General features: G+C 31.0%; 11 protein-coding genes. All 11 read right to left on the bottom strand.

From position 1 onward, the window contains the following. Positions 1-54: 54 nt before the first annotated feature. Positions 55-1,062 carry a TAXI family TRAP transporter solute-binding subunit gene (locus DEFDS_RS07050; protein WP_013008107.1) on the bottom strand — a complete coding sequence of 336 codons (1,008 nt, stop codon included), beginning with the start codon at positions 1,060-1,062 and terminating at the stop codon, positions 55-57. Positions 1,063-1,200: 138 nt separating this feature from the next. Next, positions 1,201-2,109, bottom strand: a complete 909-nt coding sequence (locus DEFDS_RS07055) for an ABC transporter substrate binding protein (protein ID WP_013008108.1) — start codon at positions 2,107-2,109, stop codon at positions 1,201-1,203. After that, a complete protein-coding gene (locus tag DEFDS_RS07060; RefSeq protein WP_013008109.1) occupies positions 2,090-3,463 on the bottom strand; it encodes a sigma-54-dependent transcriptional regulator in 1,374 nt (457 codons plus the stop codon). Before DEFDS_RS07060 ends, DEFDS_RS07055 begins: the two co-directional genes overlap by 20 nt. After that, on the bottom strand, positions 3,441-5,126 hold the full coding sequence (locus DEFDS_RS07065) for a sensor histidine kinase (protein WP_084742535.1): 1,686 nt from the start codon (positions 5,124-5,126) through the stop codon (positions 3,441-3,443). Before DEFDS_RS07065 ends, DEFDS_RS07060 begins: the two co-directional genes overlap by 23 nt. Positions 5,127-5,175: 49 nt before the next feature. Continuing rightward, on the bottom strand, positions 5,176-6,174 hold the full coding sequence (locus DEFDS_RS07070) for a ribonuclease Z (protein ID WP_013008111.1): 999 nt from the start codon (positions 6,172-6,174) through the stop codon (positions 5,176-5,178). Beyond that, positions 6,174-7,712 carry an AAA family ATPase gene (locus DEFDS_RS07075; protein ID WP_013008112.1) on the bottom strand — a complete coding sequence of 513 codons (1,539 nt, stop codon included), beginning with the start codon at positions 7,710-7,712 and terminating at the stop codon, positions 6,174-6,176. The genes DEFDS_RS07070 and DEFDS_RS07075 overlap by 1 nt, the downstream gene beginning before the upstream one ends. Further along, positions 7,712-8,227: a cysteine hydrolase family protein gene (locus tag DEFDS_RS07080; protein ID WP_013008113.1), complete on the bottom strand. Its 516-nt coding sequence runs from the start codon at positions 8,225-8,227 to the stop codon at positions 7,712-7,714. The genes DEFDS_RS07075 and DEFDS_RS07080 overlap by 1 nt, the downstream gene beginning before the upstream one ends. Further along, complete coding sequence (locus DEFDS_RS07085) at positions 8,224-9,060, bottom strand: deoxyribonuclease IV (RefSeq protein WP_041223927.1); 837 nt, start codon at positions 9,058-9,060, stop codon at positions 8,224-8,226. Before DEFDS_RS07085 ends, DEFDS_RS07080 begins: the two co-directional genes overlap by 4 nt. Before the next feature lie 11 nt (positions 9,061-9,071). Further along, entirely contained in the window at positions 9,072-10,067 is a 996-nt protein-coding gene (gene fbp / locus DEFDS_RS07090) for a class 1 fructose-bisphosphatase (RefSeq protein WP_013008115.1), read from the bottom strand. An 8-nt stretch (positions 10,068-10,075) separates the two neighbouring features. Next, positions 10,076-11,644, bottom strand: coding sequence for a SpoIID/LytB domain-containing protein (locus DEFDS_RS07095; RefSeq protein ID WP_013008116.1), 1,569 nt, complete (start codon positions 11,642-11,644; stop codon positions 10,076-10,078). After that, the gene (locus DEFDS_RS07100) at positions 11,625-12,734 is read right to left on the bottom strand and encodes a flagellar assembly protein T N-terminal domain-containing protein (protein WP_013008117.1); all 1,110 of its coding nucleotides are present in this window, start codon (positions 12,732-12,734) and stop codon (positions 11,625-11,627) included. The genes DEFDS_RS07095 and DEFDS_RS07100 overlap by 20 nt, the downstream gene beginning before the upstream one ends. Positions 12,735-12,761 lie beyond the last annotated feature (27 nt).

The raw sequence follows: 12,761 nt of genomic DNA on the forward strand, positions 1-12,761 counted from the left end.
CAAAACGTAAAGAAAAGGTGGCCAACTATTTAGGCCACCTGATATAAGATATTTTTATGGAAGCAAGTTTGCAGGTATTTTAATACCTTTTTCTTTATAGAATTTTGCAGCACCAGGATGCAATGGCACTGGCAATCCATCAATAGCTTTATCGAGGCTCATAGCTTTTGTAGCTTTGTGAATATTATGTAAGAAAGGTAAGTTTTCATAAATTGTTTTAGTTATAAGATATACTGTTTCTTCAGGTAAATCAGGCCTTACAGCCAAAAAGTTTGGTTGAGCGATAGTATGAATATCTTTATTTAAACCAGGATATGTACCTTTCTTGATGATATATCTGTTCCAAATTGGATAAACTTTTCTAATTTTTTCTAACTGCTCATCGGTAAACTCTAAAAGTACAACTTTTTTAGCACCAAGCTGAGCAAACAACTGTGTAACAGCTGATACAGGAGGGCCAGCTGGAGTATTCATACCAACGATTCTTCCATCCATCATAGCCTGAGCTGATGCATTATAACCTAAAAACTCAGGGATAATATCTTTACCTATTTCTATACCTAAAGCACCTAAAATAACTCTACCAGAACCTTCTGTACCACTACCTCTTTTACCTATGGAAAACTTTTTACCCAACCCTTTCAAATCCATGATGTTTCCAGTTTTTGCATATTTTTTAAGTAATGAAAAATGCTCAACATTTAACCATAGCATTGTAACAGATCTAAAATCCTTCATTGGCTTACCTTTATACAAGCCTTTACCATTATAAGCCATAGCACCAAAAAGAGCTTGTAAAATAGCAAGATCAGCTTCCTTGTTTTTCAACATCTGAATGTTTTCGCCAGAACCAGCTGAATTAATAGCAGTAGCAGTAATCTTGTACTTTTTCGCCAACTTAATACTGATTAGAGTACCAATAGCAACGCCCACAGGATAGTAAGTACCACCTGTTGTTGCAGTAGCGATAATCAAGTTTTTGTCGCTTGCTTTTGATTCAGAAATACCAACCGTCATTAAAAACATCACTGCTAAAAACACACTTAAAAACTTCTTATACATAAATTACCTCCTTAATTTATTCGCTAAAAAACAAGCAATTTTTATACCAATTCAAAAATAAGAAAATAAAGGGTTTTTTATAAATACAGATGTTCATATTATTAACAGTGTGCTAAAAACGAACATATATTTTTATAATTATTTAATAATTTTATCAGTCATAACCAACAAAGATAAGGGGATATCAATTTTTATTTTCTTAGCTGTGATCATGTTAATAACCAACATAAAGTGCTCAATTGTAGTTATTGGTATTCTTGATATATTTTGACCATTAAGTATCATGACTGCTTTTTTACCTGCTAAACGTCCAACCCTATATTCATCAACCACAAGTGAAATCAGAGCTCCCTTATTTTTAACAACATCTGAATCTGCGGCAAGTGTCAATATTCCAAATCTATTGGCTAAATTAATCAAAGACTTACTGATTCTTTGAGATTTGAAAATGTAAAGTACATCTAAACCTTCAGCCTTAAAAAAAGACTCTATATTTTTTTTATCTTTCACTATGACTGTCTTATAATTAAAAAACTTTTCTAATCTTTTTAATTCTTTTAATGTTAGTCTATATTCAAAATCTTCTTTGTTTTCAATAATCCCAACTTTCCTGAAACTAGTTATTTTTTTCATTGTTTTCAATTGTTGTAAAATAGGGATTTTTGCTACAACACCTGTTAAATTATTTTCGCTACTTTTAAATGAGGCAACAATACCAGCTTCCACAGGATCATGATACATCACAAAAACAATCGGTGTATAAAAAAAGTTTTCTGAAACTATTTTCACAACGGGAAAACCTACTGCATAAATTAAGTCCACATCTAATTTTTTTATAAAATTTATATATTCACTCAATAAAAACTCATCTTTATTACAACTAAAAGAATAAAATCGTATATTTTCAAAATTGTCCAAGATCTCATCCCTAAAACCATTTTCAAATAAACCATCTCTATTCCAGTTAATAAGAGCAATTTTCTCTGCCCATAAAAAACTACAAAATAGAAAAAACAATAAAAATACTTTATAAACCAAGTTCTTCATACTTTTTTATTTTCCTTAATAAAGCATATCTGCTAACGCCTAATAATTTAGCTGCTTCACTCTTGTTCCCTTTTGCTTTTATTAACGCATCAAGAATAAGCTCCCTTTCAAACAATAATACCTTTGTATCAAGATCTAAGAAATTATCAGATTTTATTTTTTCTTTTATTCTCTTTTCCGGTTTTCCTGAAAAAATATCTGGAGGTAAATCATCAATATCTATAACATCTTTTTTTGATAATATAACAAGTCTTTCTATTAAATTTTTTAACTCTCTTACATTCCCTGGCCAATGGTATTCAAGAAAAGATTGTTTTACAGCGTTAGTAAAATTATATACTTTTTTCCCAAACTTTTTTGAATAATAATTCAAAAAATGCTCAGCAAGTAAAATAATATCATTCCCTCTCTCACGCAATGGAGGAACATAAATAGGAAACACATTTAATCTAAAATATAAATCTTCTCTAAAAGCACCTTCCTTTACAAGCTGATTCAAATTTCTATTAGTTGCAGCTACAATTCTAACATCAACTTGTATATCACTATTTCCCCCAACCCTTCTAAATTTCTTATTTTCTAAAAATCGCAAAAGTTTTGGCTGTAAAGATAATGGCATTTCCCCAATTTCATCTAAAAAAAGTGTCCCACCATCGCATAGCTCTATAAGGCCAATCTTTTTCATTTTTGCATCAGTAAAAGCACCCTTTTCATAACCGAAAAGTTCTACCTCAAGTAAATTTTCTGCAATAGTGGCACAGTTAATATCAATAAATGATTCTTTTTTTCGTTTACTTTTCTTGTGAATGTATTGTGCAACTAATTCCTTTCCTGTACCACTTTCGCCAAAAATTAAAACGCTTGAATCAGTTTTTGCTACTTCTTCTATCTCATTTAGTAATTTTAAAATCTGTTCACTTTCACCTAAAATTCTTACATCATCCGGATGTCCATAAATCCTTTCACGTAAAAGAGTTACTTCACTTTTTAACTTTTGCTCATCGATTGCTCTTTTTACCAACAACAGCATCTCATCTAAATCAAAAGGTTTTGTAACAAAATCGTATGCTCCTAATTTAATAGCATTTATTGCCGAAGAAACATCTCCATGTGCAGTGATAACAATGGTTATAATTTCCTTATTTTGTGACTTGATAAACTTCAAAAGATCGATACCAAAACAATCTGGCAACTTTAAATCAAGCAATAATATATCAAAATTTAAAATATCAACTTTGCTCAAGAATTCTTTACCTTTTTCAAAAGTATGCACAATATAACCTTCATCTTCAAAGAGATTTTTTAATGTAGTCACTAATAATTTTTCATCATCAACTATCGCTATGCTTTTCATTTACAAAATCCTCAAATATTAATTTTAAAACTGTACCTTCTCCTCTTTTACTCTTAATATCATATTTTATACCATTTTTCTGCATCAAAGTATAAACAATAGATAATCCAAGCCCCGTCCCATCCTCCTTTAAACTAAAAAATGGATCGAAAACATGCTCAATTTTATCCTCAGGGATTCCAACACCATTATCAATAATTTCTAAAACATATTTCGATCCACTGACTCTCCCCAAAATTTTGATTTCCCCTTTACCCTCTTCCACAGCAGATATGGAATTTAATAAAATATTTATTATAATATGTAACAAATGATCACAATCCACTATAACATAACTATCTTCAACACTTTTTAAAACTGAAATCTTTTTCTCCTCTATTTTTTTTCTCACAAGATTAATCGACTTCTCTATAACATCACCCAAGTAACAACGTTCTTTATGTATTTCATCCGGCTTTGAAAATTGAAGTAAATCATTAACGATCTTGTTTAATCTATCTATTTCATTTATAACGTTTTCAGCCATATTTTTCAGATTTTCGTCTCTGGATTTTTTATGCATCAATTGTACTGTAGCTCTAATTCCAGCCAATGGATTTTTCACTTCATGAGCAATCCCTGCTGCTAAAAGTCCTAAAGAAGCCAGTTTATTAGCCTGAATCAATTCGTTTTGCCTTTTTTGAAGCCTTTTGGACATTTTATTAATTGCTTCAGCCAAAACTTTTAACTCTTTACCACTTTTTAATTTTATTTCGTAATCAAAATCACCATGAGAAAATTTTTCTGTACCATAAATAATCTCTTTGATAGGTTTTAAAAACCTCTGTACAAAATAAAGCGCAACAATAAAAGCAATAAAGCTAACAATAAACGAAAATAGTAAACTTTTATTTCTAAGTTTATAGACATCTTTAAACAGAACATGTTCTGGGATTCCCAATTTTATTACCCAATTTAAAAAAGAAACTTCACCTTGATATATCTTAAATTTTGAATTTGCCATATCATTTGTAATAGGTGTTTTGTAAATTATTTTTTTATCTGTATTCTCAACAACCTTCAGCACACTATAACCTAAATCTAAATTAATAAAATATTCTAAAACTTTTTTGGCAGGAATTTCAAAAACTAACAACCCTACAGGTAACGTGTTATCTTCAAAATCATAAACTCTTTTAATCATTACTAAGAACTTTTCACCTTCTAAATCTTCTTTCAAATAAAAATCATAATTAAAAATCTCACGTAAAAAAAGCTTGTCTACATGCTTGTACAAATTTTTATAAATTGATGGAACAGTTAAAACAGGCTCTCCATCACCAGTAAAAAGAGTAATTCTTTCATAAAATTTATTATTACTTCTATATAACGCTAATTTATCTCTCACCAAATTCATCCTTTGCCCATATTTAAACTGCAAGAAAGAAAGTTGTATCATAGGGTTATCAGCCATTTGAAAAATATCACCTTTCATCTTGTCATAAGTTGATACTATTTGATTAGAAATACCTGTAATTAACTCATTTATCTGTTTCTCTGTTATTTCATTTATAGATTTAGAGGCAATATATGAAGAATAATAAGAAATTAAAATCAACGGTAACATGCCTAAGAAAAAATAAAAAATTATCAGTTTCCATTTTAACGATAAATTGACTTTCATATAAAAATATTAGGAAAGTTAAACATATTAGTCAATAAATTTAAAATTATTATAATGTCTTTAAAATCTTGTTATTAAGCTCAGAATACAAGTTTAAGAAGAACTTGTTTTTATCTCTCTCATATTTGGGGGCAAAATGAAAAAATTTTACAAACTTAGCACCACTAACTTGAAAAATTTTTTTGGCTAGCTCAACTGTTAAATGTTTTTTATAAATTGCATCCAAAACATCATCTTTTAAAAACATAGCTTCAATCAATAAAACAAATGAATTTTTAGCAAAATTGACAGCTTTTTTAAAATTTTCATAAGTAGGAGCAATATCTGTGATAAAAGTGATATCCTGAGGTTCTTTGTAAATTACCAAATTTTGTTCGAGCTCTTTCAAAGACACCTTTTTTATCCCATCAGTAGTTTCAACATCAATCTCTTCCTTCAAATCAACACAATTTCTAAGTTTAGACTTTAATACTGTCAGCCAAGGCCCAGGAATATATCCAAATTTATCAAACACATCTTTCTTTATATTTACATGTTTTTCTTCTTTTATCCTATACCCAACAGAAGAGATGCCATGATCAAAGAATTCATATTCTAAAACAAAACCATCTTCTAACTCTATCCTATCAACAACCAAATTAAAACATTCTGGGACAAAGCCATTTGCAGCATCAAACATAGCACAATTTATTTTTCCATCTAAGCCAAGCTCGAAAACTTCAATTTTAAAAGTGTAGTTTTTTATCAAATTCCAGGTATAAGCATCAAGCTTACCTTTAACATTTTTAATAATCCCAGTTGGGCCAAAAACTCTCACCTTTTTATCTGAGCGCAACATCCCTCTTAATATTCTATCAAATCCATAAAAATGATCTATATGTGTGTGACTAACAAAGATATCAGAAATACTTAATATCTCAGTATTTTCTATATCACCAAGCCTGCCACAATCAAGTAAAAAAGCCTGCCTTTTGTAAATATTTCGCACGAAAAATGCTGTATCTTCAAAAGGTGAATTTACCTGCTTTATTGTAAAATTATGGCGCATTAACTTTCTCTAATCAAAAAATCAGCTATTTTTGCTAAATTACTCTCAACAGTTTTAGTGGTTTCAATTGTTAAATCTGCCAGCTCTTTAGTTTCAAAAGAGCTCTTTTGAGCTTGAAGCAGCTCTATTCTACCATCACTAACAGATTTTTTACTTTCTCGCTTTTTTAGTCTCTCAACAATTATCTCATCAGGAGCAGTAAACAATATCTTTTTATAATTTATATTTTTTTCATCCAGTTTATCAAAATATTCTTTTTTAGAAAAACTACCATCAATGATAGCTGACCTACAAACACTATTTTTCAATCTCACATTTTCAGCTAAATTTTCATATACCTTCAGGCTAACCTCTTTAGAATAAATCCCTTTTCCAAAATCTTCTAATACTTTTGTTTCTGGATTTAATCCTGCCATTCTTTTTCTTTCAATATCTGTATTGAAATATGAATAAAAATATTTATCACTAAAGGCCTTACCATTTTTTGATTTGCCAGAACCCATTATCCCATAAAATACTAAATTTACATTATCATCCATATTTAAAGCATAGCTAAAAGCTGCATCTACATGCCTATCCAGCGAATTTTTAACATTTTCATAATTTTCCCAAGTTTCCCCTTTCTCCTCAAGCAAAAAGCAAGTAACTTTTGCTCTCACAAAGGCTCTATAACATTTGTAAAAATTAAGCAATTTCCTACTGCTTTCATCATCAAATACTGAGAAAAAACCTGCTATCAAAGAGTCTGATAGGTCAATATATCCATTAATATCCATTTCCATAGCTAAAAAAGCTATTTCAGATACCACATCGTTATATCTAAACCTTTTGTTAAATTCTATACAATCGATAAGCCCTATCTCGTCATTATCAAAATAGACATGCTCCAATCTCAAATCACCATGACCATCTTTGATAAATCCACCTTTCAGTCTATTTTCAAAAAGTGATTTATTCTTTTCAAGGAAATTGTGTGTTTTCTTTTTGATATAATTATAAATTTTTTCATCTAATAAACTGCCCACATACTTTTCTGTCTGAATGAAATTTTCTTCACAATTATACTTTATCACATCAAAACTTCCAAATTCTGAAGCCTTTTCAACTGGAGTTTCTATTTTTTTAAACAGCTCAGCAATATTTTTACCAACTTTATAAGCTAACTTTTCATCCACCAATCCATTTTTTATTCTATTACTAAAAAAATCTTCATCTTTAATTTTCCTCATTTTTAGCACATAATCAATTGCAAACATAGTATTTGTATGTGGTACAAGTTTCATCTCTTTTCCAAATCTTGCTATTTTCAATACATCGAGATAAACATCTTTAGAAAATCTTGAATTTAATTCTTTTTCTAAGATACAAAAATTTCTTCTACTTTTTGACAATCTATAATCGAGAAAACCAAAATCTACTGGCTTTTTAAGTTTATACACATAATCATCAGTTATCATTGCATAAGATATATGAGTTTCTTTAATTTCCTTTGGTTTAACTAACTCTTTTAAAATAATCGCTTCTGGTGATAAATCCATTATATAATCTCCGCATTGTGAACATTTTCCAACTGCATCAAGCCAAATTTATGACCATCATCATCAAGACCTATAATACAATCCTTTGGAACAACCACTTTATACCCTCTACTAACAGCATCAGCAACAGTGTACATTACACAAATATTTGTCACAAGCCCTGTAACGATTAACTGTTCAACACCTAAATCTCTCAATATTTCATCTAAATTTGTATTATAAAAGCCCGAATACCTTGTTTTTTCAACAACTATATCCCCTCCTACCGGTTTTAACTCTTCAACAACCTCAGCACCCTTTGTACCTTTTACGCAGTGATGTGGCCAGATTTTAAACTCTTCATCATCTTCATCATGAGCATCACAAACATAAATAACTGGATACCCCTCTTTTCTTGCTTTATCTATTTCCCTTTTAATATTTGGGATTATACTCTTAGCATTAGGTACCTGCAAAGGAGCACCTTCTAAAACAAAATCGTTTAACATATCGATTATTAATAATGCCTTTTTCATTTTTGCCTCCTTAGAGACTTTAAGATATCAAGCTGGTTTTTATAACTTTTATCCTCATCAAAAGGGGTTTCCAAAATCCCCAAAACACCATCTAACCTTTCATCATTTACAAGTTTCTCAAAAAACTCTAACCCTAACAAACCCCTACCAATATAAGCGTGTCTATCTACTTTTGACCCACACTCTTTATTTGTATCATTTAGATGAAAGACTTTTATTTTATCTTTAAAATTAGTAAAAAAAGTATCAATTACTTCATCATATTTATTTTTTAAATCATATCCTGCCGCATACATGTGGGCAGAATCAAGACACACACCAAGTTTATCAGGATACATGGAATTTTGAATTATATAATCTATATGTTCCCATTTATAACCTAAATTTGTCCCCTGACCTGCAGTCATCTCAAGCAACAACATAACACTAAAATTATGTTCAGAATAAACAAAATCAATATTTTCAACAATTTTTTTTAGTCCAGCTTCTTCACCTATTCCCAGATGAGAACCAGGATGCATAACATAAAAAGGAACATTCAATTGATCACATCTTGACAACTCATCAATAAAACATTTAACTGACTTTTCCTCAGTCTCTTTTTTGGGAGAACAAAGATTTATCAAATAGGCACTATGGGCACAAATTCTATTAAAACCTAAACTTTCTGCATAAACTTTAAACTTATTTATATCCTTGTCTGAATAAGGCTTAGCAACCCACCTATTTGCGTTTTTTGTAAAAATCTGTAAACATTCACAATCATCACTTTCAGCAAATTTTAGGCTGTTGTAAACACCACCAGCAATTGATTCATGAGCTCCAAGAAGCATGAGGCCCACTTTTAGGCCTCACCCCTCATAAATTTTAGATAAGTTTCCACTTCCCACTTAGAGCCAATAATTAACGGTGTCTTTTGATGCAAACTCTCTGGTTGAATATCCAAAATCATCTGCTCTCCATCAGTTGCAAGCCCACCAGCTTGCTCAACAATGTAAGCAAGAGGATTGGCTTCATATAGCAATCTCAATTTCCCTTTTGGATTCTTGGAATCCCCAGGATATAGGAAAACACCACCTTTGAGCAAATTTCTATGAAAATCTGCTACAAGTGAGCCAATATATCTTGAAGTGTACTGTCTCTCTTCTAAATTTTTAATATATTCAACATATTTTCTTATTTTCTCATCCCATCTATGATAATTTGCTTCATTTATAGAATAAATTTTCCCTTTTTCTGGGATCTTGATATTTGGATGAGATAATAAAAATTCACCAACAGATGGATCTAAAGTAAAACCACTAACACCGTTCCCTGTTGAATAAACAAACATTGTGCTTGAGCCATAAATTACATAACCTGCACCAACCAATTTTCTACCTTTCTGTAGAAAATCTTTTTCACACCCATTTTCACCTTCACTTACTCTCTTATAAATACCAAAAATTGTACCAATACTAATATTTACATCAATATTACTTGACCCATCCAACGGATCAAACACCACAACATATTTACCTTTAGGATATCTATCAGGAACATGTATTACATCATCCTCTTCCTCACTTGCCATGGCACATACTTTTCCAATATGATCAAGAGCCTCGATCATCTTCTGATTTGCATAAACATCAAGTTTTTGCTGCTCTTCACCATGGACATTGACAGAATATGCTTTTCCCAAAATATTAATTAAACCTGCTTTATTCACCTCACGGCTTATAATCTTTGCTGCAAAAGCAATTTGTTCTAAAATTAATGTAAAATCACCAGTTGCTTCAGGAAATCTCCTCTGCTCTTCAATAAGAAACCTTCCAAGACTTGTAACCCCTTTTTTCATTTATCCCCTCACCACATTTTTTTTATAACTGAACCTTCATAATAAAAATTTAGTATTTCGTCAAATCTTTTTCCTGCCTCTCCCAATGCTTTTCCACCCCACTGGGAATAACCAACGCCATGACCAAAACCACCACCTTTAAAAATTATAGAATTACCAGTTTGTTGAATACTAAATAATATATCATACAACTTTGCAGCTCTTCTTACAGTAGTGTAAGTCCTAAGTACCTTTGTCCCGCCTGAGTGGTTAATTTTAACCTTTACAACTCTACCAGCAGGTGTAGTTTTGTAGGGTGATATTGAATATATTGTCCCAATATTTACACCTTTCCTTCTCAAATAATTCCCAATTTCGTTTAAAGTAATTTTTTTAGTCCATCTACCCATCTTCTCCTTAGCACTATATGGGTCAGGCTTAGCACGCATGTATGGATAACCTGTGCCAAAGATATATTTAGGATCATCAATATACCAACCTGTACTTGCAGTAAAAAATGACAAAATAGGCCTATTACGGTATGTCAACACCAACCCAGCAGTCTCCAATACTGCCCGAACACCTTTTTTTGTTTCATTTTTGATACCGTTATAGGCTTGATCACCTTCATTATCTACAACATCATAACTCCAGTCTTCTCTATGCAATTTTTGATAAAGTGCATAAGTCCTTGCAGCTACTGTTTGAGCCTTTAAAGTCTCTAAAGGCCAGCTGCTTGGAGACTCACTTGTAACAACACTTTTCAAGTAATCTTCAATATTTAATATGTTGATAACATATAATTTACCCTTAGATACAAAAATCTTAAAGTAACCTCGATATCCTCTATATCCATCCTTCTTTAAAAGATATAAATATGAACTGTTAGGATAAATATAAACCGGCGAATAAAACTGTCTCCCGTTCAAAATCACCATTTTTCCACTTAAAAAAACACTAACAACCCCATTGATATTTAAAATTAACCTACCTGAACTATCCTTAATTGATAGATTACCTTTTATTTTAGTTGATTTCCCTTTGAATAATCTTACCCTAATATCTGGAGCACCTTTAATATTTACAGGTGGCAATTCAAACTTTTTCTTAGGGGATACTAATGGTTTCTTTGTATATCTTTCCACGAAAAATGATGCTGTATAACGAAAGCGTCCAAAGGGGTAATATTGTAAATAAAGCTTAAAATATTCTAAAGCTTTTTTTTCATCTCCAAAGTCATTGTAAAGCAGTGCTAATTTGTATAAGGCTGTTTCACCTTGTGGTAAATCAGGAAATTTTCTAAAAATTTCTTCATATATTTTTGCAGCTTCTTCAGGTTTATCCATGTAATGAGCAAAAAGTGTTGCCTTTTGAAGTAAAGCATCAGAAACTATATACCTGTTATTCGTTGTCTCAAGAGCAGTCTCAAAGAACTCTAATGCATCAAGATATTTGCCCACTTCAACATAGTATTTCCCCTCGGCAATGGATTGCCTTGCAAAAAGGATATCAGATACATTTGGATTATTATTTTCTGCATAAACAAATGAAACGAGTATAAAAATTAAAACTACTAACTTACTGCAAAATCTGAACATTTATCTCATACTCACTAAATTTTACTACCTTATAATTCGGTCTGCTATTAATTGAAGCTGCCAAGTATAACGCCTTTTCTGGATACTCAACTATCAAAGTGTTCATCCCTTGTTCATTAACTGATAATACCCAACTTACATACTGAATAAAGTTTTTAAACTGCATCATCTGCTGCATATCATTAACATTTGTCAAAACAACACGAATTTTTTTAGCAGAACCTTTAATTTTATTAACTATTGTACTAATCAACTCATTTGAAACTTTTCCACTCATATCTTCTATCATTTTATATGTAGCATCTTCAACAGTAGGCCCCATACCTCTACCAGAAATATAGCCACTAGCTAAGATCACCCGTTGGCCATTCCTATTTGTAATCAATCTATAAACTAATCTACCTGTTACAATATTGTAAGGTAAACTAACACCATAGCCCACATTTTTACCTTCACGAGCAGTTAAAGTTGTAGTAATTTTACCCACAAGCATAACATTTGATAAATATTGATATGCCAAGTTTCTTATCATAAGAAAATTATTTGTTCTTAAAGCTGTGTCCAATTGACTAACAGAAAAAGTGCTACCTGATGCAATATCTATCACTTCATAACCTTGAACTGATAATTCATTAATCAATTTTTCACTTAAAGGGTTAGATTCTTCTACTCTTCCATCAGGCATTACAAGTGGTAAAATTACTGAAATTGCTGTATTTCTTGAAATAGCTCCCAAAGCTTCTTTTGCTTTATTTGGCACTATAAAAGCCGAAATTTGAACCCAATAAACACCTTGATTTTGCCCTTCTTTAAGAATTTGAAACCCTTTTATAACCCCTTGAGTTTCAGATTTTATCGCTTCATCAACCAAAACAGCATTCTGTACAACACTTTGAGCTTTAACCTTTACACCCGCAGCTTGCTCCAAAGCAGACCACTTTGCTCTTGCTATAGCCTGCAATCTTGCTGTTTGAATATCGTTATTTACTATTTCTGCTTCTCCATAAGACTGAACAAAAATACCCTGCTCACCCATTGCAAACAAAAAAATAGGAAATAATAAAAACAAAAAAACAATAATTTTCTTCATAACTTACCCTCAACTAATAGCTTTAAT

This window comes from Deferribacter desulfuricans SSM1, from assembly GCF_000010985.1.
Classification (GTDB): Bacteria; Chrysiogenota; Deferribacteres; order Deferribacterales; family Deferribacteraceae; genus Deferribacter; species Deferribacter desulfuricans.